General features: G+C 73.7%; 16 protein-coding genes. 9 read left to right on the top strand and 7 right to left on the bottom strand.

The genetic code is table 11. The annotated features are described in order from the left end of the window. Nucleotides 1-153 precede the first annotated feature (153 nt). Entirely contained in the window at nt 154-1,956 is a 1,803-nt protein-coding gene (locus AC067A_RS02475; RefSeq protein WP_478613408.1) for an ABC transporter ATP-binding protein, read from the top strand. Further along, complete coding sequence (locus tag AC067A_RS02470) at nt 1,953-3,791, top strand: ABC transporter ATP-binding protein (protein ID WP_478613405.1); 1,839 nt, start codon at nt 1,953-1,955, stop codon at nt 3,789-3,791. Before AC067A_RS02475 ends, AC067A_RS02470 begins: the two co-directional genes overlap by 4 nt. 176 nt (nt 3,792-3,967) lie before the next feature. Here AC067A_RS02470 and AC067A_RS02465 read toward each other — a convergent pair whose 3' ends face one another. Further along, entirely contained in the window at nt 3,968-5,455 is a 1,488-nt protein-coding gene (locus tag AC067A_RS02465; RefSeq protein ID WP_478613402.1) for an MFS transporter, read from the bottom strand. A gap of 125 nt (nt 5,456-5,580) precedes the next feature. Here AC067A_RS02465 and AC067A_RS02460 point away from each other — a divergent pair, with 125 nt between their 5' ends. The 4 genes from AC067A_RS02460 to AC067A_RS02445 all read left to right on the top strand — a co-directional run bounded on the left by AC067A_RS02460 (nt 5,581) and on the right by AC067A_RS02445 (nt 10,973). Further along, nucleotides 5,581-6,477 (top strand): TetR/AcrR family transcriptional regulator C-terminal domain-containing protein, encoded by an 897-nt coding sequence (locus AC067A_RS02460; protein ID WP_478613399.1) that lies wholly within the window; start codon nt 5,581-5,583, stop codon nt 6,475-6,477. Between the two features lie 203 nt (nt 6,478-6,680). After that, nucleotides 6,681-8,705: a M4 family metallopeptidase gene (locus tag AC067A_RS02455; RefSeq protein WP_478613396.1), complete on the top strand. Its 2,025-nt coding sequence runs from the start codon at nt 6,681-6,683 to the stop codon at nt 8,703-8,705. Between the two features lie 92 nt (nt 8,706-8,797). After that, a complete protein-coding gene (locus AC067A_RS02450) occupies nt 8,798-9,463 on the top strand; it encodes a response regulator (RefSeq protein WP_478613393.1) in 666 nt (221 codons plus the stop codon). Next, nucleotides 9,456-10,973 (top strand): sensor histidine kinase, encoded by a 1,518-nt coding sequence (locus AC067A_RS02445; RefSeq protein ID WP_478613390.1) that lies wholly within the window; start codon nt 9,456-9,458, stop codon nt 10,971-10,973. Before AC067A_RS02450 ends, AC067A_RS02445 begins: the two co-directional genes overlap by 8 nt. 95 nt (nt 10,974-11,068) lie before the next feature. On the opposite strand, the gene glgP is transcribed toward AC067A_RS02445, so the two are convergent. The 6 genes from glgP to AC067A_RS02415 all read right to left on the bottom strand — a co-directional run bounded on the left by glgP (nt 11,069) and on the right by AC067A_RS02415 (nt 20,337). Next, a complete protein-coding gene (glgP, locus tag AC067A_RS02440) occupies nt 11,069-13,624 on the bottom strand; it encodes an alpha-glucan family phosphorylase (RefSeq protein WP_478613387.1) in 2,556 nt (851 codons plus the stop codon). A 246-nt stretch (nt 13,625-13,870) separates the two neighbouring features. After that, nucleotides 13,871-15,214, bottom strand: a complete 1,344-nt coding sequence (locus tag AC067A_RS02435) for an FAD-dependent monooxygenase (protein ID WP_478613384.1) — start codon at nt 15,212-15,214, stop codon at nt 13,871-13,873. A gap of 26 nt (nt 15,215-15,240) precedes the next feature. Then, on the bottom strand, nt 15,241-16,347 hold the full coding sequence (locus AC067A_RS02430) for a monodechloroaminopyrrolnitrin synthase PrnB family protein (RefSeq protein ID WP_478613381.1): 1,107 nt from the start codon (nt 16,345-16,347) through the stop codon (nt 15,241-15,243). 24 nt (nt 16,348-16,371) lie between these two features. Then, nucleotides 16,372-17,805, bottom strand: coding sequence for an MFS transporter (locus tag AC067A_RS02425; RefSeq protein WP_478613378.1), 1,434 nt, complete (start codon nt 17,803-17,805; stop codon nt 16,372-16,374). Further along, nucleotides 17,802-19,232: a 4-hydroxyphenylacetate 3-hydroxylase family protein gene (locus AC067A_RS02420; protein ID WP_478613375.1), complete on the bottom strand. Its 1,431-nt coding sequence runs from the start codon at nt 19,230-19,232 to the stop codon at nt 17,802-17,804. The genes AC067A_RS02425 and AC067A_RS02420 overlap by 4 nt, the downstream gene beginning before the upstream one ends. Before the next feature lie 139 nt (nt 19,233-19,371). Further along, the gene (locus tag AC067A_RS02415) at nt 19,372-20,337 is read right to left on the bottom strand and encodes an AraC family transcriptional regulator (protein ID WP_478613372.1); all 966 of its coding nucleotides are present in this window, start codon (nt 20,335-20,337) and stop codon (nt 19,372-19,374) included. Between the two features lie 117 nt (nt 20,338-20,454). Here AC067A_RS02415 and AC067A_RS02410 point away from each other — a divergent pair, with 117 nt between their 5' ends. From AC067A_RS02410 to treS, 3 genes are all read left to right on the top strand, one after another. After that, nucleotides 20,455-21,396 (top strand): SDR family oxidoreductase, encoded by a 942-nt coding sequence (locus AC067A_RS02410; protein ID WP_478613369.1) that lies wholly within the window; start codon nt 20,455-20,457, stop codon nt 21,394-21,396. Between the two features lie 332 nt (nt 21,397-21,728). Next, on the top strand, nt 21,729-23,714 hold the full coding sequence (locus AC067A_RS02405) for an alpha-1,4-glucan--maltose-1-phosphate maltosyltransferase (RefSeq protein WP_478613366.1): 1,986 nt from the start codon (nt 21,729-21,731) through the stop codon (nt 23,712-23,714). Continuing rightward, nucleotides 23,711-25,408, top strand: a complete 1,698-nt coding sequence (gene treS, locus AC067A_RS02400) for a maltose alpha-D-glucosyltransferase (protein WP_478613364.1) — start codon at nt 23,711-23,713, stop codon at nt 25,406-25,408. Before AC067A_RS02405 ends, treS begins: the two co-directional genes overlap by 4 nt. Nucleotides 25,409-25,586 lie beyond the last annotated feature (178 nt).

The raw sequence follows: 25,586 nt of genomic DNA, 5'->3' as shown, positions 1-25,586 counted from the left end.
GGCCGGGGCGCCCGCGGGCGGGCCGGGCCCGGCAGGGGTGCCGGGGCGCCCGCGGGCGGGCCGGGCCCGGCAGGGGTGCCGGGGCGCCCGCGGGCGCTTCCGGAGGCCGGAAAACCGGATGAGAGGTGTCAGGGGTGAACCGTATGGTCGGACATGATGCCCGAGACACCTGAGAACCCAGCGAGCGCGCCGAAACCCCCCGAGCGGTCGGCGGTGCGCGTCCTTCTGCGCCTGTGGCCGTACGTACGACCGGTGCGGGGGAGGTGGTTCGCGGCCGCCGTGGTGGCGGTGGTGGCGTCCTGTCTGTCGCTGGTGATCCCGCTGGTCCTGAAGTGGATGGTGGACGGGCCGGTCGCGGACCGGGATCCGGGCGGCGTGTGGCGCGGCGCGCTGTACCTGCTGCTGCTGGGCGTCGCGGAGGCGCTGCTGTTCGGGTTCCGGCGCTGGCTGGTGGCACGGCCGCTGTCCGCGGTCGAGGCGGAGATGCGGGCGGACCTGTACCGCAGGCTGCAGCGGCTGCCGATCGCGTTCCACGACCGGTGGGCGTCGGGGCAGCTGCTCTCGCGCGGGACGACGGACCTGATGCTGGTGCGGATGTTCCTGGCCTTCCCTCTGACGTTCCTGCTGGTCAACGGAGTGACGATCCTGGCGGGGTACGTCCTGCTGCTCGCGCAGGACTGGTCGCTGGGGCTGGTGCTGCTGACGCCCGTGCTGCCGCTGGTGGTCGTCTGCTCGATGTTCGAGACCCGGTACGGGGCGGTGGCGCGCCGGGCGCAGGACCAGGTCGGCGATCTGACGACGGTGGTGGAGGAGAGCGTCCTCGGCATCCGGATCGTCAAGGGCTTCGGCCGGCACCGCAGCCAGGCGGAGGCCTTCCGGGGGCTCTCGGAGCGGCTGCGCGGGACCGAGCTGGTGAAGGCGCGGCTGCTCGCGATGATCTGGGCGGTCATCACCGTCGTACCGGAACTGGCCATCGGGGCGGCGCTCGTCCTGGGCACCGTGCAGGTCGCCGACGGCGACCTGTCGGCGGGCACGCTCGTCGCGTTCCTGTCGACGGCGCTCGCGCTGCGCTGGCCGGTGGAGTCCATCGGCTTCCTGCTCGCGATGAGCCAGGAGGCGGCGACCGCCACCGAGCGGTACTTCGAGGTGATGGACGCCGAGGAGGAGCCGGACACCGCGTCTCCGGCGCCGTCGCCCGGGACCGGCCCCGGCGGGGTGCGGTTCGAGGGCGTGACGTTCCGCTACCCCGACGCGCCCGACGACGCCCCGCCCGTCCTGGACGGCGTCGACCTGCACATCCGGCCCGGCGAGACCCTCGCCCTGGTCGGCGGCACCGGCTCCGGCAAGACGACCCTCACCGCGCTCGTCCCCCGCCTCCACGAGGCGACCGGCGGCCGGATCCTGCTGGACGGCGAGGACATCGCCCTGATGGAGCGCACACGGCTGCGGTCCCTGGTGTCGATGGCCTTCGAGGAGCCCACGCTGTTCTCCGCGAGCGTCGGCGAGAACGTCCTCATGGGGGCGGGGAGGAGCGCGGGGGAACCCGAGCTGGAGCGCGCCCTGGGCGTGGCCCAGGCGGACGGCTTCGTCGGACGGCTGCCGGAGGGCTCCGCCACCCAGGTCGGCGAACAGGGGCTGAGCCTCTCGGGCGGCCAGCGCCAGCGGCTCGCCCTGGCGCGGGCGGTCGTCGGCCGTCCCCGGTTCCTGATCCTGGACGACCCGCTGTCGGCGCTCGACGTGCACACCGAGGCCCGGGTGGAGGCCGCCCTGCGGGAGGTCCTGCGCGAGACGACGGCCCTGGTCGTGGCGCACCGCCCGTCCACGGTCATGCTCGCCGACCGGGTGGCGCTGCTGTCGCGGGGCCGGATCGCGGCGGTCGGCACCCACCAGGAACTGCTGCGGAGCAGCGAGGAGTACGCCTGGCTGATGTCCGGCGAGACCCAGGAGAAGCGATGACGGACACCACGCCGGAGCAGCGGCCCGCGGACGGGGCCCCGCCGTCCGACCCCTTCGACCGGGACGACCTGCCCGCCCCGCCCGGCGCGACGGGCGCGCTCCTGCGCTCCCTCCTCGCCGCCCACCGGACCCGGGTCGCGTGCGCCGCGCTCGTCCTCCTCGTCAAGGAGGCCGCCGTGCAGGCGGGCCCGCTGCTCGTCGCGTACGCGATCGACCGGGGCGTCCCCGCGTTCCGGGCCGGCGACCACGGCCCCGTCGTCGCGGTGGCGGTGGGGTACCTGCTCTGCGCGGCCCTGTCCGGGCTCCTCCAGTACGTCTTCGTGCGCGGCGCCGCCCGCGTCAACCAGGACGTCCTGCTCGATCTGCGGGGCCGGATCTTCCGCCACGCCCAGGTGCTGAGCGTCGACTTCCACGAGCGCTACACCTCGGGCCGGCTGATCTCCCGCGCCACCACCGACGTCGAGTCGCTGCGCGAGCTGCTGTCCGAGGGCCTCCAGGAACTCGTCGGCGTCGTCCTCTCCTTCCTCTCCATCTCCCTCGTCCTGCTCTGGCTCGACCTGGGCATCGGGGCGGTGGCCGTCGCCTCCTTCGCGCCGCTGTACCTGCTGATCCGCGGCTACCGCCGGCGCGTGGGCGAGGTCTACACCCACCGGTCCACGGCGATCGCGGGCGTGATCGTGAAGTTCGCGGAGACGATGAACGGCATCCGCCCGGTCCGCGCGTTCCGCCGCGAGGAGGCCAACGACGCCGAGTTCGCCGTCCTCAACCACCGCCACGAGCGCAGCAACGGCGACGCCCTCCTGGAGATGGCCCGCTACGTCGTCGGCTCCCGTCTGGTCGCCAACACGGCGGTCGCCGGCATGTGCCTCTGGGGGGCGTACCGCGTCGCCGACGGTTCGCTCGAACTGGGCGTCCTGGCCGCCGCCGTGCTCTACATGCGGCGCCTGTACGACCCGATCGACCGGCTCGGCATGTTCCTCAACTCGTACGAGTCGGCGGCCGCCTCCCTCGCCAAGATCGCCGGCCTCCTCGCCCAGCAGCCGGGAGTGCCCGAGACGACCGCTCCCCGGCCCCTCCCCACGCGCGCGGGGACCCCGGGCCGCCAGGTGGTCTTCGACGGGGTCCGCTTCGCCTACCGCACGGGCGGCGAGGTCCTGCCCCGCTTCGACCTGACGATCCCCGCGGGCCAGACCGTGGCCGTCGTCGGCGCCACGGGCGCGGGCAAGTCGACCCTCGCCAAGCTCCTCGCCCGGTTCTACGACCCCACCGACGGCCGGGTCCTCCTCGACGGCGTCGACCTGCGCGACCTCACCACACCGGACCTCCGGCGCGGGGTCGTCATGGTCACCCAGGAGGCGTTCCTCTTCTCCGGAACGGTCGCCGAGAACATCGCGATCGGCCGCCCGGACGCGACCCGCGACGAGATCGAGGCGGCGGCCAAGGCCATCGGCGCGCACGACTTCATCGCGAACCTGCCGGACGGCTACGACACGGACGTGCGCAAGCGCGGCGGCCGCATCTCGGCCGGCCAGCGCCAGCTGGTCGCCTTCGCCCGCGCCCTCCTCGCGGACCCGGCCGTCCTCATCCTCGACGAGGCCACCAGCTCCCTCGACGTGCCGGGCGAGCGCGCCGTCCAGCACGCCATGGACACCGTCCTCGCCGGCCGCACGGCCGTCGTCATCGCGCACCGGCTGTCCACGGTCGAGGTGGCCGACCGCGTCCTCGTCATGGACTCCGGCCGCATCGTCGAGGACGGCACCCCGCGGAGCCTGGTCACCGCCGACGGTCACTACGCCGGACTCCACCAGGCCTGGCGCGACAGCCTGGTGGGCTGACCGGCAGGCGCGTACGGCGCCCGGGCGGACCGTGGCGGGCCGGCCCGGCGTGCGAGGGGCGGTCCACGGCGGGCCGCGGGCGGGCCGTCCGCCGCGGGCCGCGGACGGCCGAGCCACCGCCGGCCGAGCCCGGGCCGCCCGTCGCCGGTCCCACGCGTGCCGGCCGTCCGCCCGCCTCACGTCCGCCGGCGCAGCAGGCGCAGGGTCGCCCCGGCAGCGAGGAGCGCGAGGAGGGCGGCGCCCGCGGCCGCGCCCGCCATGGCGTCGACGAAGGCCGTGCGGGCCGCGTCGAGCACGGCCGGGGAGGCGCCCAGCGCGCCGCCCAGGGTCTCCCGGGCCCCGGCGGGCGCGGACGCGGGCATCGCCGCCGCGTAGACGGCCGCGCCGACGGAGCCGAGCACCGCCATGCCGAGCGCGCCGCCCAGCTCCTGTCCGGCTTCGAGGACGGCCGTGGCGGATCCCGCGCGCTCGGGCGGCGCGGCGCCGAGGGCGAGTTCGTTGGCGAGGGTCATGGCGGACACGAGCCCGGCGGCGTACACGGCGGCGGCGACCAGGACCACCCAGAACGGCGTGGCGCGCCCGATGGTGGTCAGCCATCCGAACCCGCCGGCGGCGACGAGGAACCCGCCGGCCATGACGTACGCCCGGTGCACCCGTCCGGCGAGCATCGCGGCGACGGGCGCGGCGACCAGGACGCCTCCGGTGGGGACGAGGCTCCAGAGGGCCGCTTCGAGGGGGCTGTGGCCGAGGACTGACTGGAGGTACTGGGTGAGGAAGACGGCGAAGCCGACGGTCGCGGCCATGGCGAGCAGGTTGGCGAGGAGGGAGCCGCCGTAGGCGGGGGTCCGGACGAGTCCCAGGTCGACCAGGGGGTGGGCGGCCCGCGTCTGACGGCGGACGAAGACGAGGGCGAGGAGCAGCCCGAAGGTCACCCCGAGCGCGGGCAGGGGCGCCCAGCCGTCCTTGGCGAGTTCCTTGACGCCGTGGATCAGCGGCAGCAGGGCGGCGAGGGAGAGGACGGCGCTGAGGACGTCGAACCGCGCACCGGCCGCGGCCGGCCGGGACTCGGGGAGCAGCAGGGGTCCGAGGACGAGCAGCAGCAGCATCGCGGGCAGGTTGACCAGGAACACCGATCCCCACCAGAAGTGTTCGAGGAGCGCGCCGCTGACGACGGGGCCGAGGGAGATGCCGCTCGCCATGACGGTCGTCCACAGGGTGACGGCCCTGGCGCGCTGGGCCGGGTCCTGGAAGAGGGTGCGGAGCAGGGCGAGGGTGGACGGCATGAGGCAGGCGCCGGCGACGCCGAGGAGCCCGCGGGCGCCGATGAGGGCGCCGGGGCTGTGGGCGTAGGCGGCGAGGACGGAGGCGGCGCCGAAGAGGGCGGCGCCGAAGAGGAGGAGTCCGCGTCGTCCGACGCGGTCGCCGAGGGCCCCCATGGTGACGAGGAGTCCGGCGAGCACGAAGCCGTACATGTCGAGGATCCACAGCTGCTGGGTCGCGCCGGGCCGGAGGTCGGCGGCGATGGCGGGGATCGCGAAGTAGAGGACCGAGACGTCCATGGAGACGAGGAGCAGCGGCAGCATGAGGACGCCGAGGGCGGTCCATTCGCGCCGTCCCGCGAGGACGGGTCCTGGGGTGGGCCGGGGGCTGTCGGTGAGTGTCATACGGGGAAGGAAGCAGCCCCGGGCGTACGCCGCCACTCCCGCCCTAGTGCACCTCAAGTGGTGCCGGTGAAGCCCCTGTTCAACGGGATGTACGGCGTCCCGAGCGCACTAGTACACTCCCCGCCGTGCCGACCTCCCCGCCCTACCTCGCCATCGCCGCCGAGCTCCGGCGCCGCATCCGGACCGGCGAGCTGCCGCCGGGCTCCCGGGTGCCGTCGACGCGGGCCGTCACCCGGGAGTGGGGGGTGGCGATGGCCACGGCCACGAAGGCGCTCGCGGTGCTGCGCCAGGAGGGTCTGGTGCGGCCGGAGCCGGGGGTGGGCACGGTGGTCGTCGCCCCGGCGGATCCGGACGCGGCGCCCCTGTCGCGGGAGCGGCTCGTCGCGGCCTCGCTCGCACTCGCCGACGCCGAGGGCCTGAACGCGCTGACCATGCGCCGGGTGGCGACGGTGCTCGGGGTGTCGACGATGACGCTGTACCGTCATGTGCCGGGCAAGGCCGAGCTGGTGCGGCTGATGACGGACGCGGCGTGCGGCGAGGTGCCGTTGGGGCCGGTGCCGGCGGACTGGCGGACGGGGCTCGAGCAGGCGGCGCGCTGGCTGCGCGCCGTGTACACCCGGCACCGGTGGATGGCGCACGCGATGGCGTCGTTCACGCGGCCGGTCGCGACGCCGAACGCGATGGCGTACACGGAGTGGGTGCTGCGGTCGCTGCGCGGGACGCGGCTGTCGCCCTCGGACAAGCTCCACGCCCACCTGCTGATCTTCGCGTACGTCCAGGGCCTGTCGATGGCGGACGATCTGGAGGAGCAGGCGCGGCAGGACACGGGGATCTCCGACGGCGAGTGGATGGAACAGAATGAGCCACGGTTCGACGCGATCCAGGCGGGCGGCTCGTACCCGGAGCTGGCGTCGGTGACCAGCGGGGGAGGCTTCGGTCTGGACCTGGAGACGCTCTTCGAATTCGGGCTCCGCCGAACGTTGGACGGCATCGAGGCCATGATCGGCGAAACGTCCGGTTAACGAACACCGACGTACGGGCAGCGGACGATTTCCGGCCAACTTGTCGATGCACTCCTGACAGGTCCCCGTCATTCCTGCGACTCTCTCCCCGGTTCTTCGCATCAATGTTCAGCGCTTCACCCGCACGTGCTCCACAGCTCCCTTGCTCTGCCCGGACGGGCTCACCCAAGTCCGCCGGTACCCCCCTCGCATAAGGAGTCTGCGTGAGATCCACGCCCAGCCGTCGCGCCACCGCGACCGGCGCTCTGATCGCTGCCGCCGCCATGATCGCCGTCGGCGTCCAGACCGGAACCGCCTCCGCCGGCACCTTCTCGGCGGCGCCGCAGGCGCAGTCCGCCGGCAAGGCCAACCCCGGCAAGCTCCCGGCGGACCTCACCCCCGCCGAGCGCGTCGCGCTCATCAAGGCGGCCGACGCCGACAAGGCCGCCACGGCCAAGTCCCTCGGCCTCGGCGCCCAGGAGCAGCTGATCGTCCGTGACGTCGTGCAGGACCGCGACGGCACGACCCACACGCGCTACGAGCGCACCTACGCCGGACTGCCCGTCCTCGGCGGCGACCTGATCGTCGAGGAGTCCAAGGCCGGCACGCGCCAGAGCGTCTCCAAGGCTTCCCGTGCGGAGCTGAAGAACGTCGACACCAGCGCCACCGTCACCCCGGCCGCCGCGTCGAAGCAGGCCCTGGCCGCCGCGCAGGCCGAAGGCGCCGACAAGGCCGAGACCAACCGCGCCCCGCGCAAGGTCGTCTGGATGGCCAAGGGCGCGCCCGTCCTCGCGTACGAGACCGTCGTCGGCGGCCTCCAGCACGACGGCACCCCGAACGAGCTCCACGTCGTCACCGACGCCAAGTCAGGCCAGAAGCTCTACGAGTGGCAGGCCATCGAGACCGGCACCGGCAACACCATGTACAGCGGCCAGGTGACCCTCGGCACCGCGCCCTCGTACACGCTGACCGACACCGGCCGCGGCAACCACAAGACGTACAACCTCAACGGCGGTACGTCGGGCACCGGGACGCTGTTCAGCAACACCACCGACGTGTGGGGCAACGGCAGCCCGTCCAACAAGGAGACGGCCGGCGCCGACGCCCACTACGGCGCCGCGCTCACCTGGGACTACTACAAGAACGTCCACGGCCGCACCGGCATCCGCGGCGACGGCGTCGGCGCGTACTCCCGGGTCCACTACGGCAACGCGTACGTCAACGCGTTCTGGTCGGACTCCTGCTTCTGCATGACGTACGGCGACGGCTCGAACAACACCAAGCCGCTGACGTCCATCGACGTGGCCGCCCACGAGATGACGCACGGCGTCACCTCCAACACGGCCGGCCTCCAGTACAGCGGCGAGTCCGGCGGCCTCAACGAGGCCACCTCGGACATCTTCGCCGCGGCCGTCGAGTTCTACGCCAACAACGCCAACGACCCGGGCGACTACCTCGTCGGCGAGAAGATCGACATCCGCGGCAACGGCACCCCGCTGCGCTACATGGACAAGCCGAGCAAGGACGGCTCGTCCAAGGACGCCTGGTACTCGGGCCTCGGCGGCATCGACGTCCACTACTCCTCGGGCCCGGCGAACCACTTCTTCTACCTGCTGTCCGAGGGCAGCGGCACGAAGACCATCAACGGCGTCACCTACGACTCGCCGACCTCCGACGGCCTGCCCGTCACCGGCATCGGCCGCGCCAAGGCCGAGCTGATCTGGTTCAAGGCGCTCACCACCAAGTGGGGCACCACCACCAACTACGCCGGTGCCCGCACCGGCACGGTCGACGTCGCCAAGGCCCTCTACGGCGCCACCAGCCCCGAGGTCGCGGCCGTCGAGAACGCCTGGGCCGCCATCAACGTCGGCTCCCGCCCCGGCACCGAGCCGCCGACCGGCACGGTCTTCGAGAACAGCACCGACGTCGCCATCCCGGACTCCCCCGGCGCCGCGGTCACCTCGACGGTCAACGTCACCGGCCGCACCGGCAACGCCCCGAGCAACCTCGCCGTCGGCGTGGACATCGTCCACACCTACCGCGGTGACCTCGTCGTCGACCTCATCGCCCCCGACGGCTCGGTCTACAGCCTCTCCAACCGCTCCGGCGGCAGCGCCGACAACATCCAGCAGACGTTCACCGTGAACGCCTCCTCCGAGGTCGCCAACGGCGCCTGGAAGCTCCGCGTCCAGGACAAGGCCGCCATCGACACCGGCTACATCAACAACTTCAAGCTGACCTTCCCGTAAGTCCGGGAAGACGGGCACAGCCTGAAGTGACCGGCGGACGCCCGGAGGGAACCATCCCTCCGGGCGTCCGCGCGTCTGCATACCCTGGACCGATGATCAGGGTGCTGCTGGCCGACGACGAGACGATGATCAGGGCCGGGGTGCGGGCCATCCTGGTCACCGACCCCGGGATCGAGGTGGTGGCGGAGGCCGGGGACGGGCGGGAGGCCGTCGAACTGGCCCGGGAGCACCGGCCGGACGTGGTCCTGCTGGACATCCGGATGCCCCGGCTGGACGGGCTGGGGGCGGCGGAGGAGCTGCGCGCGGTGCTGCCCGGGGCGGCCGTCGTCATGCTCACCACCTTCTCCGAGGACGGGTACATCGCGCGGGCGCTCGGCAGCGGGGTGAGCGGCTTCCTGCTGAAGTCCGGCGATCCGCGCGAACTCATCGCGGGCGTGCGGGCGGTGGCCCGGGGCGGCGCCGCGCTCTCCCCGGACGTGGCGCGCCGGGTCATCGACACCCTCGGCGGCGAGCGGTTCACCCGGGCCGCCGAGGCGCGGGCCCGCCTCGAACCGCTCACCGGCCGCGAGCGGGAGGTCGTCGCCCTCCTCGGCGCCGGGCTCTCCAACCAGGAGATCGCCGACCGGATGTACGTCGTCGAGGGCACCGTCAAGGCGCATGTGAGCGCCGTCCTGGGCCGACTCGGCCTGCGCAACCGCGTCCAGCTCGCGGTGCTGGCCCACGAGGCGGGTGCGGTCCCGGGGGACGCCGGTGCGTGAGCGACTCGTCGACCTGGGCCTCTGGCTGCTGCTGTGCGTCCCCGTCCTGCTGAAGTCCGACCCGAACGACGGCGGGAGCTGGGGCCTGGTCGCCGTCGGCGTGACCGTGCTCGGCCTCTGCGTCGCCGTCGGCCGGAGGTGGCCGCCGGCGCCGATCGCGATCACGGTCGCGTTGAGCCTGCCGGCCTCCCTGGAGCTGTTCACCCCCTCGTACAGCCTGGCCCTGGTCGCCTTCGGCTACCTCGCCGGACGGCGGCAGGAGCACACCCGGACGGCGCTGTGGCTGTTCGCGGCGGTGGCCGCGGTGGGGCTGCTGCTGACCCTGGTCACCCGCACGTCGCTCGGTCAGTGGTTCACGCTGCTGCTCGCGCTGGCGCTCGCGGTCGTCGCGCCCTGGCTGATCGGCCGTTACGTGCGCCAGTACGACCGGCTGGTGCGCAGCGGCTGGGAGCTGGCCGACCGCATGAAGCGCGAGCAGCAGGCCGTCGCCGAGCGCGAGCGGCTGCGGGAGCGCTCCCGGATCGCGGGCGACATGCACGACTCCCTCGGCCACGACCTGGCGCTCATCGCGGTCCGGGCGGGCGCGATGGAGGTCGACCCCGCGCTCGGTCCCGCCCAGCAGCTGGCCGCCGGCGAGCTGCGGCGCGCGGCGGCGGACGCGACGGCCCGGCTGCGGGACATCATCGGCGTCCTCCGCGAGGAGGGCGCACCGGCCCCCACCACCCCGCCCGGCGAGACCGTCGAGGACCTCACCGCCCGTGCCCGTGCCTCCGGTCTCGCCGTCACCCTCACGGCACCCGTGCCCGCCCTCACGGGCATGCCCGGCCTCGCCGTGCACCGCGTCGTGCAGGAGGGCCTCACCAACGCGGCCAAACACGCACCCGGCGCGGCCGTCTCGGTGGCGGTCGCCGAGGAGGGCGCGGACGGCGCCGCGACCGTCCGGGTCCGGGTGGCCAGCGGGGCGCCCGGCGGAACCGGGCCGGCCGTGGCCGCCTCCGGTGGCACCGGGCTCGTCGGACTCGACGAGCGGGTGCGGCTCGCGGGCGGGACGCTGACCCACCGGGTCGGCGGGGACGGCGGGTTCGTCCTGGAGGCCGTACTGCCGCGGAACCCGCCGGCCCCGGTGGCGGGGCCTCCCGCGCCCACCTCGGCACGGGAGCTGGACCGGGCCCGCAGGCAGGTGCGCAAGGGCCTGGCGCAGGCGATCTGGATCCCGCTCGCGCTGCTCGTCGCGCTGGGGGCGCTGATGGCGGGGGTCGCCCTGTGGACCCAGCACCGGTCGTATCTGGAGCCGGCGGACTACGCCGGGATGCGGCTCGGGCAGTCGCTCGCGGAGCTCACGGACGAACTGCCCGAGCGGCCGCTGGACGGCCCGCCGCAGCGGGCCCCCGCCGAGCCGCCGGGCGTGGACGAGTGCCGGTACTACCGGTCCACGCTGCTCGCCGCCGTCCCGGTGTACCGGCTGTGCTTCGTCGACGGACACCTCGCCGGGAAGACCGAGGTGCCGTAGGGGGTCCGGTCGACCGGACCCGGGTGTCCGGCCCGGCCGGCCGGCCCGGCGAGCGGTGTCCGGACCGGCCGGCCGGACACCGCGGCGCGCGCGCCCTATCTCAGGAGGACTCCCGCGCCCTCGCCCGTCGTCTCCTCCGGGAGCGCGACGAGACCGGGTTCGGCCGGGTGGGCGAGGAGCGGGTGGGCGGGCAGGACGCGGACCGTGCAGCCGAAGGAGCCGGTCCGGTCGAGCTCGAGGGTGCCCGCGTAGGGGAGCCGGCCCTCCAGGTCGGGTCCGCCGGCCGGCTTGAGGGTGACGGTGCGGGGGGCGGCGAGGGTGTCGTCGGCGTCGACCCGTCCGGTGACGGCCTGCACCTCGACGTCGTCGGGCCCGAGGGCGCCGAGGGCCACCCGGACCCGGACGACCGGGGTGGCGCCGAGCTCCGCGTCCGCGAGGTCGTCGGCGAGCCCGTCGCCGACCTCGACGTGGTCGACGGCCACCTTGGGCCAGGCCTCCCGCACCCGGGCCTTCCAGGCCGCGAGGTCCCGGGCCCGGTCCGGGGTGAGCGCCCGGCGGGCGCCGGCGGCGGGGACGTACAGCCGCTCGACGTACTCGCGGACCATCCGGTCGGCGAGTACCTTCGGGCCGAGGTCGGCGAGGGTCCGGCGGACCATGGCCGTCCAGGCCGCCGGCACGCCGTCGGCGCCCCGGTCGTAGAAGCGGGGCGCGACCCGGCGCTCGATCAGTTCGTAGAGCGCGGCCGACTCCAGGTCGTCGCGGCGGTCCTCGTCCGCGGCGGCCGCGCCGTCCGCGGTGGGGATAGCCCAGCCGAAGTCGGGCTCGAACCACTCGTCCCACCAGCCGTCGAGGACGGACAGGTTGAGGCAGCCGTTCAGGGCGGCCTTCATCCCGCTGGTGCCGCAGGCCTCCAGGGGACGGAGGGGGTTGTTGAGCCAGACGTCGCAGCCGGGGTAGAGGCCACGGGCCATCTCCATGCCGTAGTCGGGCAGGAAGACGATCCGGTGCCGGACCCGGGGGTCGTCGGCGAACCGGACCAGCTCCTGGACGAGCCGCTTGCCGCCGTCGTCGGCGGGGTGCGCCTTGCCGGCGACGACCAGCTGCACGGGTCGCTCGGGATGGAGGAGCAGGGCCCGCAGCCGGTCCTTGTCCCGCAGCATGAGGGTGAGCCGCTTGTACGAGGGGACCCGGCGGGCGAAGCCGATGGTGAGGACGTCCGGGTCGAGGACGGAGTCGGTCCAGCCGAGTTCGGCGGCGGCCGCGCCGCGCTGCCGCCAGGAGGCCCGCAGCCGCTCCCGCACGTCGGTCACGAGCCGCTCCCGGAGGGTGCGGCGCAGCTCCCAGAGCTCCCGGTCGGCGGGGTCGGGGCCGAGCTCGCCGACCTCGGGGGCGACCCAGGTGGGGGCGTGGACGCCGTTGGTGATCGAGCCGATCGGCACCTCGTCGGCGTCGAAGCCGGGCCAGAGCCCGGCGAACATGTCCCGGCTGACCGCCCCGTGGAGGGTGGAGACGCCGTTGGCGCGCTGGGCGAGCCGCAGGCCCATGGCGGCCATGTTGAAGACCCCGGGCTCGCCGCCGAGCGGGGTCTCGTCACCGAGGGCGAGGACGCGGCCGGTGTCGACGCCCGGGAGCGCGCCGCCCTCGCCGATGTGGCGGGCGACCAGGCTCCGGTCGAAGCGGTCGATGCCGGCCGGGACGGGGGTGTGGGTGGTGAAGACGGTCCCGGCCCTGACGGTCTCCAGCGCGCTGTCGAAGTCGAGTCCCTCGCCCTGGAGTTCGCGGATGCGTTCGAGGCCGAGGAAGCCGGCGTGGCCCTCGTTGGTGTGGAAGACCTCGGGGGCGGGGGCGCCGGTGAGCCGGGTGTACGTGCGGACGGCGCGGACGCCGCCGATGCCGAGGAGCATCTCCTGGAGGAGCCGGTGCTCGCTGCCGCCGCCGTACAGCCGGTCGGTGACGCTCCGTTCGCCGGGGGCGTTCTCCTCGACGTGGGAGTCGAGCATCAGCAGCGGGACGCGGCCGACCCGCGCGATCCAGATGTGGGCGTGCAGACTGCGGCCGCCGGGCAGGGCCAGGGTGATCCGGGCGGGGTCGCCGTCGGCCTCCCTGAGCAGGTTCACCGGCAGCTCGCCCGGGTCGAGGACCGGGTACTGCTCCTGCTGCCAGCCGTCGCGGTCGAGGGACTGGCGGAAGTAGCCGTGGCGGTAGAGCAGGCCGACGCCGACCAGCGGGACGCCGAGGTCGCTGGCGGCCTTCAGGTGGTCGCCGGCGAGGATGCCGAGGCCGCCGGAGTACTGCGGCAGCGCGGCGGCGACGCCGAACTCGGGCGAGAAGTAGGCGACGGCGGCCGGGGCGTCCCCGGGCCGGTCCTGGTACCAGCGGGGGGCGTGCAGATAGCTGTCGAGGTCCTCGGCCGCGGCCTCCAGCCGGGTCAGGAAGTCCCGGTCGGCGGCGAGCGCGGCGAGCCGGGGCGCTTCGAGGGTGCCCAGGACCCGGACGGGGTCGGCGCCCTTCAGGTGCGCGGGCGCGAGGGAGTCGAAGAGCGCCCGGGTGGGCTCGTGCCAGGACCAGCGCAGGTTGTGCGCGAGGTCGGCGAGGGGTCGAAGGGTGTCGGGGAGGACGGGACGCACGGTGAATCGACGGATTGCCTTCACGTTGTCCACCTTCGCAGGCGAGTACGGAGCGGAGCGGGCGCACCACGCTGTGCGTCCGGCGTGCCGCCGACGTTAGGTCACTCCGACCGGCGCGGCCACGGCGCACGGGGTCACGCGGCGCGGCGGCGCCCGTCTCGTACGGGGTCACGCGGCGCGGCGGCGCCCCTCTCGTACGGCGTCACGCGGCGCGGCGGCGCCCCTCTCGTACGGCGTCACGTGGCGCGGCGGCGCCCGTCTCGTACGGCGTCATCCGATGGGCAGGGGCACCTCGTACGGGGAGCCGAGGTTGACGGTCGCCGGGTCGAAGCCGCCGGTGGCGGCGTACCGGCCTGCGACGGCGGCGAGTTCCTCGGCGGGGATGACGTCGTGGATGTCGGTGAAGCCGTGCGGGGCGCGGGCGTGGGCGAGGTCGATGACGACCTCGGGGCCGCGCTCCCGGTTGGCCCGCTGGAGCGCGGTGGTGACGGGCCGGCGGTCGCGCTCGTACGCGGCGAGGCCCTCGGCGGGGTCGGCGTGGTGGGCCAGGGCGTGGGCGAGGGCGCGGGCGTCGACGATCGACTGGGTCGCGCCGTTGGAGCCGGTCGGGTACATGGCGTGGGCGGCGTCGCCGACGAGGGTGGTGCGGCCGTGGGTCCAGCGGTCGAGGGGCGCGCGGTCGACCATCGGGTACTCGTGCGCGGAGTCGGCGGCGCGCAGCACGTCGGGGACGCTGACGCCGTCGAACTCCCAGCCCTCGTAGTGGGGGAGGAACGTCTCGACCGGGACGGCCCGGTTCCAGTCGCCGCGCAGCCGCTCGGCGGCGGACGCGCACGCGGCCTCCGCGGGCCGGGCCAGGGCCCAGTTCACGAGGACCTCCCGGCTGTGCCCGGTCGGCCGGCTCATCGGGTAGACCACGGCCTTCTGCCGGTCGTCACCCGCGATCAGCATGAACGGGCCCACCGCCCGCGCGGGCATCCGGGACACCCCGCGCCACACCAGCATCCCGTTCCACGGCGGCCCGCCCTCGCCCGGGTACAGGGCCGCGCGGACCGCCGACCGGATGCCGTCCGCGCCCACCAGCACGTCCGGTTCGAGCGAGGCCCGGCCGCGCACGGCGCCCTCCCGGTGCTCGAGGAGCAGCCGTGGCCGGCCGCCCGGCAGCGGCTCCGCGCCGATCACCCGGACGCCGGTCACCAGGGCGCCCGGCCCGAGTCTGGCCCGTACCGCCCCCGCGAGGACCTGCTGGAGGTGGCCGCGGTGGACGGACAGCTGCGGCCAGCGGTAGCCCGCGCCGAGGCCGCGGGGCTCGCGCGATATCAGCCCGCCGGACCGGTGGTAGTAGCGCAGTTCGCGGGTGCGGACGGCGCCCGCCTCGACGGCTTCGAGCAGGCCGAGGGCGTCCAGTTCGCGGACCGCGTTCGGCATCAGGTTGAGTCCGGCGCCCAGCGGGCGGATCGCGGCCGCCGCCTCGACGACCGTCACCCGCTCGAACCCCACGGCGTGCAGGGCCAGTGCGGCCGTCAGGCCGGCGACGCCGCCGCCGGCGATCACGACGTGCGGACTCGGCCCGTAGGGGTACGTGTTCGGGGGCGTGGTGGTGCGGGGCGACATCTTCGCTCCTCCTGGTCGGACAGGCCCTAGGCGGCGGTCGGGCCCACGGGGGTGCCGGCGGGGCGGCGGCGCACGGTCGCGCGGCGCACCATGGTCTCGTTCTCCCTGGTCAGGTCCAGGATGGAGCGCAGCAGCGCGACCGGGGCGCCGCCGCTGCCCTGGTCGTAGAGGCGGACGTGGTCGTCGTACGCCTTGCGGGCGATGCCGAGGTGCCGGGCCCGGAAGGTCTTGAGGAGGCGCAGGACCCGGCCCAGGGCCTCCGCGGACGCGGCGAGCCGGGGCGGGAGCCGGTCCGCGCCCTCCCAGCTCACCGCCGCCGACAGCTTGCTCACCGCCGACACCCCGCCGCGGTGGCGGGCGTGGAAGTCCCGCCAGGCCGGCAGCGCGTACGGCACGGACTCGGCGAGGAAGGCGTCGTACGCGGGGTCCGTCCGGTCGCACTGCCACAGCGTCAGGTCGACCAGCCAGAGCGGCACCTGTGCGGCGGCCGGCCCCAGGTAGTCGCGGCCGCCGACCTCGACCTCCTCGAAGTACGGGCGCAGCGTCAGCGCGAAGTACTCGGGTGACACCTCGGCGACGGTGAGGTCGATGGAGTCGACCATGGCCCGGACGTGGCGGGCGATCCGGTCGAGGGTGGTGGCGAAGCCCGGGTCGTAGGGTTCGAGTCCGGCGAGCCGGGCGCAGTCGTCGAGGGCGCCGGCGAGTCCCGGGAACACCATCCGTACGGCCTCCTGGAGGACGGCCTCCGCGGGATGGCCGGTGTAGGAGCGGCGGCGCGGGCCCACCGGGTTCCAGGTGGTGTAGTGGTGGACGGTGTCACGGGGCACCATGTCCGTGCGGCGGCCGAGGAGTTCGAGCACCGGCAGGGCCTCCGGCACCGCGGCCAGCGGCTGCACGCCGTGCCGTTTCAGCGAGCCGAGGAGGATGCCCAGGTCCCGCATCGCCGCCGCCGCGCCGCCCACGCTCCACACCGCGGCCTCGTCCGGGTCCGGCAGCAGGGCGCGCAGGGCGACCGTCAGGGCGGCCACGTCGGCCCGTTCGTTCATTCCGGGGACGGCGGCGAGCAGGGCGTCGGCGCCGAGCGGGTCGGCGGCGCGTATGTACTCGGTGCGGTGACGCGGATCGCCGAGCAAGACACGGCTCCTCTCTTCGTCGGCTCACTGGCCGGTGGTGGTGGACGACGGGTGGGGCTTCGGGGAGAGCTCCGGATGGCGGAGCCGTACGGAGAGCAGGGTGGCGAGGGCGGCGAAGGCGGCTCCGGTGAGGAGGGCGGCGCGGAAGCCGGCGGTCTCGGCGGCGGCGCGGGCGGTGTCCTGGGCCTCGGTGCGGGTGGTGGCGACGGCGACCAGGACGGCGAGGCCGAGGACGGACCCGAACTGCTGGGCGGTGTTGACGAGTCCGGAGGCGAGGCCGGTCTCCTCGGGCGCGGCGTCGGCGGTGGCCGCCACGTTGGTGGTGACCATGACGAGGGGGAGCGCGGCGCCGAGGAGGAGGCTGGGCGGCAGGACCGTGGTCGCGAAGGTGCCGTCGGCGGTGAGGGCGAGGCCGAGCCAGAGGGTGCCGGCGCTCAGCAGGGCGAAGCCGAGGGTCATGGTCCGGTGGAGGCCGATCCGGAAGATGATCCGGCCGGTCTGCGGGGCGACCGCGACGACGACGAGCGAGAGCGGGAGCAGTCCGAGGCCGCCGCCGAGGGGCGCGTACCCGAGGACGCTCTGCAGGTAGAGGCTGACCAGGAAGAACATCGGGAAGAGGGTCGTCTGGGCGAGCGCGGCGAGGACGTTGGCCAGCCGCAGCGCGGGACGGGCCAGTACCCGCGGCGGGACGAGCGGCGCGGCGGCCCGGCTCTCGGCGGCGGCGAAGGCGAGGAGCAGTGCGAGGCCCGCTCCCCCGGCGCCCAGGGTGCGGCCGGAGAGCCACCCGGCGTCGGCGCCGCCGACGAGCGCGAAGGCGACGAGGCCGAGTCCGGCGGTCGCGGTGAACGCTCCGGCGAGGTCGAAGCCGCCGCGGGACGGCCGTCCCGTGCGCGGCGCGAGGACGCCGTGGGCGAGGACGGCGAGCACCGCGGCGAGCAGCACGTTGAGCCAGAACGTGGCGCGCCAGCCGAGGAGGTCGGTGAGGACTCCGCCGAGGACGGTGCCGAGCACGCCGCCGAGGCCGCCCATGGCGGCGAAGGCGCCGAGCGCCCTGTGGCGGGCGGGGCCGTCGGGGAAGAGCAGGAGCAGCAGGGCGAAGGCGGCGGCCGCGGCGAGGGCGGCTCCGGCGCCCTGGACGGCGCGGGCGGCGACGAGGGTTCCGGCGTCCGGGGCGAGGCCCCCGAGGGCGGAGGCGGTGGCGAGCAGGGCGAGGCCGGCGAGGAGGACGCGGCGGTGACCGAGGAGGTCGGCGATGCGTCCGCCGAGGAGGAGGAGTCCGCCGAAGGCGATCAGGTAGGCGTTGGCGACCCAGGAGAGGCCGGTGGAGCCGGATCCGAGGTCCGCGCCGACGGAGGGCAGTGCGACGTTGACGATCGCGGTGTCCGCGACGAGGAGGAGTTGGGTGGCGGCGAGCAGCGTGAGCGCTCCGCGCCGTGGCACGTGGGGTGGTGGCGTCACCTGGTCGTCCCCAGGCCGTAGCCGTCGAGGCAGGCCTGCGCGAGGCTCTCGCACTCCCCCGCCGAGCCGGCCCAGGTCTGCATGGTCAGGTAGACGTGCGGGGCGCCGTGGTAGAAGCGCTCGTACTGCTCGTGCCGGCCCGCGAACTCCGAACCGAGCGCGTCCCAGGCGAGTTTGAGGAGTTTGACGCGGTCCTCGGCGGCCTGTCCGGAGGTGGCGTAGTAGCGGTGGACCAGGGGGCCGAGGTCGGGGTGGAGGAGGTCACGGCCGCTCGCGGGCAGTTGGACGAGGGAGCCGCCGGCGAGCAGCTTGATGTCCTGGACCGCCCGCGGGTAGAGCTCGCCGGCCATGATCCGCTGGGCGAAGGAGATCTCCCGGCCGGGGCGGACGCCGCCGCGGCCCCCGTCGACCTCCTCGTACGAGGCTTCCGCGGCGAGGACGAACGCCTTGGCCTGGGCCACCATGCCGAGGAGCCGGCCGAGGGCCTGGGTGACGGGCGGCAGCTTCTCGGTGCCGTGGGAGCGGGCGACGAGGATCGCCAGGCCGGTGAGGAAGGCGAGCTTGGTCCAGAAGCGGGTGGCGGACTGGTGGACGAGGTTCAGGTAGGCGGGGGTCTGCCACCAGACGGCGCCGGTGGTGGCCGGGTCCCGGTAGGTGAGGACCCGTTCCCAGGGCACGAGGACGTCGTCGCAGACCAGCATCGCGTCGTTCTCGTCGTACCGGGAGGAGAGCGGGTGGTCGAAGACGGACCGGGACCGCTGCTCGTAGGAGGTGCGGGAGATCAGCGCGAGGCCGGGGGTGTCGAGCGGCAGGGAGAAGGTCACGGCGTGCTCGGCGTCGTCGTCGGCGAGCGGTTCGATGGTGCCGACGAGGAGTTCGTCGGCGAAGACCGCGCCGGTGCCGATGGTCTTGGCCCCGCGGACGACGATCCCGCCGTCGCGTTCCCCGACGACCCGCAGGGTGAGGTCGTCGCCGCCGAGGCCCGGGGACGGGTTGGTGAGGGTGAACGCGGTGTGCAGGTCGCCCTCGGCGAGCCGGCGGTGGAAGGCGAGGGCGTTCTCGGCGCCGTCGAAGGTGTCGCCGGTGAAGACGCCGGGTGCGGCGGCGAACCCGGCCGCGCCGGCGGCCATGTAGTCGGGGGTGCGGCCGAGGAAGCCGTAGCTGGCCTCGGCCGTGGTGCGGAAGGCGCGGCGGCGGGCGACCAGGTCCTCGTAGGAGCGGGGCACGGCACAGGCGCGGCGCACCCCGCCCTGGACGAGGACGGGGTGGTGGACGGGGTCGTCCGGGAGGTCGAAGAGCCGGGCGAAGGAGGCGGCGGAGGCCCGGAACGCGGGGTGCGCGGTGACGTCGTCGACCCGCTCGCCGTCGAGCCAGACCGTGCGCCCGTCGCGCAGTCCCTCCAGATACTCCTGCCCGGACCTCGTCACCGGTGCCTCGCCTCTCCTCGGGTGTCACGGCTGTGCCGGACCCGAGCCTGGACCTGCGCCGGCCGCCGGGACAATGAGCGTCCGTCCAGGGGTCCTTAAGATCCGTCCAGGGGCTCCCGAAGATGTCAGGTCGGTGCTGTCAGGCGGCGCTGGCCTCCCCCGCCCGGTACTCGCCGGGGGTCACCCCGAACCACTTGCGGAAGGCGAGGTGGAACCCGACGGCGCTCTGGTAGCCGACGCGGGAGGGGACGGCGGACTGGGGCAGCGAGGTCTCGGCGAGGAGCCGGCCGGCCTCCTGCATGCGGCGGGCGGCGAGGTACCGGGCGGGCGACTCGCCGACCAGGTCGCGGAAGGCGGCGGTGAACGCGGAGCGGGACATGCCGACTTCGCGGGCGACGGAGTCGATGGTCCAGGGTTCGGCGAAGCGGGTCGCCATGATGACCACGGCGCGGCTGATCCCGGGGTGGCGCAGCAGCGGCAGCGAGGCCGGGTTGTCGGCGAGTTCGCGGAGCAGCGGGCGCAGGGCGAGGACGAGGGCCATCTCGAAGGCGCGCAGGGTGATGAGCCGGTCGCCGGGTCCGACGGGCCGGTCGGGTGCGGCGAGCAGCCGGAGGGTGTCGCGCAGCAGCGGTTCCCGGTCGACCTGGGGGCCGTCGAGGACGAGGGCCCAGGGCAGGGAGGTGTAGAGGCCGGTGGCGGCGCTGGCGTCGTAGTGGAGTCCGGCGCACAGCAGCCGGCTCTCGGGTCCGGTGCCGTCGATGACGATCTCGCCGGAGGTGCCGGGCTGCCGTTCGGGCAGGACGGCCTTGAGGGGGACGCCCTGGCGTTCGGGCCGGTCGGCGAGGCGGTGCGCGGTGCCGGTGGGGAAGACGACGAGGTCGCCGGCGCGCAGTTCGACGGGGGGTTCGTCGTCGGTGGTGATCCAGCAGGCGCCCTCGACGACGTAGTGGAGGACGGCGCAGCTCCGCTCGGCGTCGCCCTCGATGGCCCAGGGGGCCCGGACGTGCCAGCGGCTGTCGAAGACGCCGGTGAGGCGGAGGGGTTTCAGCAGTTCGCTGAGGAGGTCCTCGCTCTGTTCGTGCCGGTCGGTTCCCACGGTTTCCATGGACGATCCTTCAACTTCCGCCCCGGTTTGTTAATTGAACGGCCGAAGCCGTCGCGGCGAGCCTGGAAGGCGCCGACACGACAGCGGTGACAGCCTATCGAAGGGCCTCAGACAGACATGTCCAGTGAGATTCCGATGCGGGTGGCGGTCGTGGGCGCGACCGGCTTCCAGGGCGCCGCGGTGGCCCGCCTCCTCGCCGAGCGGCTGCACCGGGTGCGGGCCCTGACCCGGCGTCCCGAGGCCGACCGGCCGCCGCTGCCCGGTGCCGTCTTCGTCGCCGGCGACCTGGGGCGGCCAGCCGAGGTGCGGCGGCTCTTCGAGGGGGCGACGCACGCGTTCGTCACGATGCCGCTGGTGTACGAGAGCGAGCGGGTGGAGGCGTACGCGCGGAACGTCGCGCGGGCGGCCCTCGCGGCGGGCACGGTCCGGCTCGTCTTCAACACCAACACCCGTGTCCCGCCCGGCCCGACGGACGTCGCCGCCTTCGAGACGCGGCGGCTGGCCGAGCGGGTGCTGCGGGACAGCGGGGTGCCGCTGGTGGTGCTCCGGCCGCCGGTGTACCTGGACAACCTGTTCTCGCCGTGGAACGGTCCGGCCCTCGTCGACGAGGGCGTGCTCGCCTATCCGCTGCCGGAGTCCGCGCGGACGGCGTGGCTGTCCCACCGGGGCCTGGCGGAGGCGGCGTTCGCCGCCCTGACCGGGGAGGGCCTGGAGGGCCGGACGTTCGACATCGGCGGCGCGCGGTCGCTGACGGGCGGGGAGCTCGCGGCGGCCTTCGGCCGGGGGCTCGGCCGCGCGGTGCGGTACGAGGAACTGGATCCGGTCGCCTTCGAGCACGGTCTCGCCCGGCTTCTGGGCGGGGCGGCGGCGGCCGGAGTGGCCGGGATCTACCACTACATGGCGAGTGGCGCGGATCCGCTCCTGCTCGCCGGCGACGACGGCGTCTCGACCGAGGCGCTGGCCCTCGACCCGCCGCCGGTGGAGGAGTGGGTGGCCCGCCAGCCCTGGCAGGTCTGGGCGACGGACGCGGACGAACCGGACGCGTCGCCGCATCGCTGACGCCCGGCCGGAAACAGAGCCCCGCCCCACAGAAGGCGGGGCTCTTTTCTGTCCGGACCGCGTGCTTGCCGGTACGGCTACGCCCGAGTAGTTAACAAAGCGCCGGATTGCCCGACCGATGACCGTGGAAGGCTCCTCCGGTACGCCTCCCGAAACCATCCCCCGTGACCCCGTACTTCCCGTGGACCCCCGTACTCCCTGTGGACCCGCCATTCGAGTGAACGCGGACAGGAGCGGCCATGCCCGCAACCCGCCGGCCGTCGACGGAGCTAGAAAGAGCGCACCACCACCCGCACCCCCGTAACCCGTCAGGTGATGCTGTGAATCCGCTCATGGGACGCATTCCCGTACTGGACGTACGCCCGCTGGTCGACTGTGGCCGGCGCCCCGCGAAGGCGGTGGCCGGAGAGACCTTCGAGGTGACGGCCACCGTGTTCCGCGAGGGCCACGACGCGGTCGCCGCCAATGTCGTGCTGCGCGGCCCGTCCGGCCGCCCCGGCCCCTGGACCCCGATGCGCGAACTGGCCCCCGGTACCGACCGGTGGGGTGCCGAGGTCACCCCGGACGCCGAGGGCCTGTGGACGTACACCGTCGAGGCCTGGAGCGACCCGCTGGCGACCTGGCGCCACGCGGCGAAGATCAAGATCCCGGCCGGGATCGACTCCGAACTGGTCCTCGCCGAGGGCGCCGAGCTGCACGAGCGTGCCGCGAAGGGCGTCCCGAAGAAGGGCGGCGGCCGGGAGGCCGTGCTGGCGGCGGCGGACGCGCTGCGCGACCCGTCCCGTCCGGCCGCCGTCCGGCTCGCGGCCTCGCTCGCCCCCCGGGTGGTCGAGGCCCTCGACCGGTACCCCCTGCGCGAACTCCTCTCCTCCTCGCCCGCGTTGCCCCTCCAGGTGGAGCGGGAGCGGGCCCTGTTCGGTTCCTGGTACGAGTTCTTCCCGCGCTCGGAGGGCGTACGGAAGGTCAGGGGCCGCACGGTCCCCGGGAACTTCCGCACCGCGGCCGAACGCCTGCCGGCGGTCGCGGCGATGGGCTTCGACGTGGTGTACCTGCCGCCGGTGCACCCGATCGGCGAGACCCACCGCAAGGGCCCGAACAACTCCCTGTCGGCGTCGCCGAACGACGTGGGCGTGCCGTGGGCGATCGGTTCGCCGGAGGGCGGGCACGACGCGCTCCACCCCGACCTGGGCACGTTCGAGGACTTCGACGCGTTCGTGGCGCGGGCCCGGGAGCTGCGTCTGGAGATCGCGCTGGACTTCGCGCTCCAGTGCTCCCCCGACCACCCGTGGGTGGAGAAGCACCCCGAGTGGTTCCACCACCGGCCGGACGGCTCGATCGCGTACGCGGAGAACCCGCCGAAGAAGTACCAGGACATCTATCCCATCGCGTTCGACAGGGACATGGACGGGATCGTCGCGGAGACCGTGCGGATCCTGCGGTTCTGGATGGACCACGGCATCCGGATCTTCCGCGTCGACAACCCGCACACCAAGCCGGTGGTGTTCTGGGAGCGGGTGATCGGCGAGGTCAACCGGGCCGACCCGGACGTGATCTTCCTGGCGGAGGCGTTCACGCGGCCGGCGATGATGCGGACCCTCGGCGCGATCGGCTTCCAGCAGTCGTACACGTACTTCACCTGGCGGAACACCAAGGAGGAGCTGACGGAGTACCTCACCGAGCTGTCCGGGGAGACGGCCGCGCAGATGCGCCCGAACTTCTTCGTGAACACCCCCGACATCCTGCCCGCCTACCTCCAGGAGGGCGGCCGGCCCGCGTTCGAGGTGCGGGCGGTGCTCGCGGCGACGCTGTCGCCGTCGTGGGGCATGTACGCCGGGTACGAGCTGTGCGAGAACACCGCGACGCGGGCCGGCAGCGAGGAGTACCTCGACTCGGAGAAGTACGAACTGAGGCCGCGGGACTGGGAGTCGGCGGAGCGCGCGGGGGTCACGATCACCCCGCTGATCACGACCCTGAACCGGATCAGGCGCCGTCACCCGGCGCTCCGCAGGCTGCGGAACCTGACCTTCCATGACACCGACAACCCTCAGGTGATCGCCTACTCGAAGCGCTCGGGTTCGAACATCGTTCTGGTGGTCGTCAACCTCGACCCGCACCACACCCAGGAGGCTTCACTCTCGTTGAACATGCCGGAACTCGGCCTCGACTGGCACGAGACCGTGCCGGTGCGCGACGAGCTCACCGGTGAGACCTATCACTGGGGCAGGACCAGTTACGTGCGCCTGGAACCGGGTGTCACACCCGCGCACGTCCTCGTCCTGCGACCGTCCCCGCAGACCGGAGGGTCACCCACCTCATGACGACTGTCAACGAGCCCGTCCCCGACACCTTCGAGGACACCCCCGCCAAGGACCGCGATCCCGACTGGTTCAAGCGGGCCGTGTTCTACGAGGTCCTCGTCCGCTCCTTCCAGGACAGCAACGGCGACGGCGTCGGCGACCTGAGGGGCATCACGTCCAAGCTGGACTACCTCCAGTGGCTGGGCGTGGACTGCCTCTGGCTGCCGCCGTTCTTCAAGTCCCCGCTGCGGGACGGCGGCTACGACGTCGCCGACTACACGTCGGTGCTTCCCGAGTTCGGCGACCTCGCCGACTTCGTCGAGTTCGTCGACGCGGCCCACCAGCGCGGCATGCGCGTGGTCATCGACTTCGTCATGAACCACACCAGCGACCAGCACCCGTGGTTCCAGGAGTCGCGGCGCGACCCGGAAGGGCCGTACGGCGACTACTACGTCTGGGCCGACGACGACAAGCAGTACGCGGACGCCCGGATCATCTTCGTCGACACCGAGACCTCCAACTGGACCTTCGACCCGGTCCGCAAGCAGTACTACTGGCACCGGTTCTTCTCCCACCAGCCGGACCTGAACTACGAGAACCCGGCGGTGCAGGAGGAGATCCTCTCCGCGCTGAAGTTCTGGCTCGACCTGGGGATCGACGGGTTCCGGCTCGACGCGGTGCCGTACCTGTACCAGCAGGAGGGCACCAACTGCGAGAACCTCCCCGCCACCCACGCCTTCCTCAAGCGGGTCCGCAAGGAGATCGACGACCACTACCCGGACACGGTGCTGCTCGCCGAGGCGAACCAGTGGCCGGAGGACGTCGTCGACTACTTCGGCGACTTCCGCTCCGGCGGCGACGAGTGCCACATGGCCTTCCACTTCCCGGTCATGCCGCGGATCTTCATGGCCGTGCGGCGCGAGTCCCGCTACCCGGTCTCCGAGATCCTGGCGAAGACCCCGGAGATCCCCTCGGGCTGCCAGTGGGGCATCTTCCTGCGGAACCACGACGAGCTCACCCTCGAGATGGTCACCGACGAAGAGCGCGACTACATGTACGCCGAATACGCCAAGGACCCGCGCATGCGGGCCAACATCGGCATCCGGCGGCGCCTCGCACCGCTCCTCGACAACGACCGCAAGCAGATGGAGCTGTTCACCGCGCTGCTCTTCTCGCTGCCGGGCTCACCCGTGCTGTACTACGGCGACGAGATCGGCATGGGCGACAACATCTGGCTGGGCGACCGGGACGGCGTGCGGACCCCGATGCAGTGGACGCCCGACCGGAACGCGGGCTTCTCCTCCTGCGACCCGGGTCGGCTCTACCTGCCGACCATCATGGACCCGGTCCACGGCTACCAGGTGACCAACGTCGAGGCCGGCATGGCGTCGCCGTCCTCGCTGCTGCACTGGACGAAGCGGATGATCGAGATCCGTAAGCAGAACCGGGCCTTCGGCACGGGGACGTACACGGAACTCCCGGCGTCCAACCCGGCGGTGCTCGCCTTCCTCCGGGAGGACGGCGACGACCTCGTGCTGTGCGTCAACAACTTCTCGCGGCACGCGCAGCCCACCGAGCTGGACCTGCGACGCTTCGACGGCATCCGGCCGGTGGAGCTCATCGGCGGGGTGAAGTTCCCCGCGATCGGCCAGTTGCCCTACCTCCTGACCCTTGCGGGACACGGCTTCTACTGGTTCCGTCTCAAGAAGGCCTGAGCGGGAGCCAGTTCTCGCTCACCCCGGGTGGGACGGTTTCCTCCGTCCCACTCTGGGCACTGTGAACGACACACGATTCAGGTCCATCCGGGCCCACTTGGCGGACCCATACGGATCTTCCCTTTCCGACACGTCCCGCACATCCGGACAGTCACAGCCGCAATCCGGGACACTCTGC

It is taken from the genome of Streptomyces sp. NPDC043176, assembly GCF_056436715.1.
Note: the sequence above shows the minus strand (reverse complement) of the source record. Positions and strands in the feature narration are given on the sequence as shown.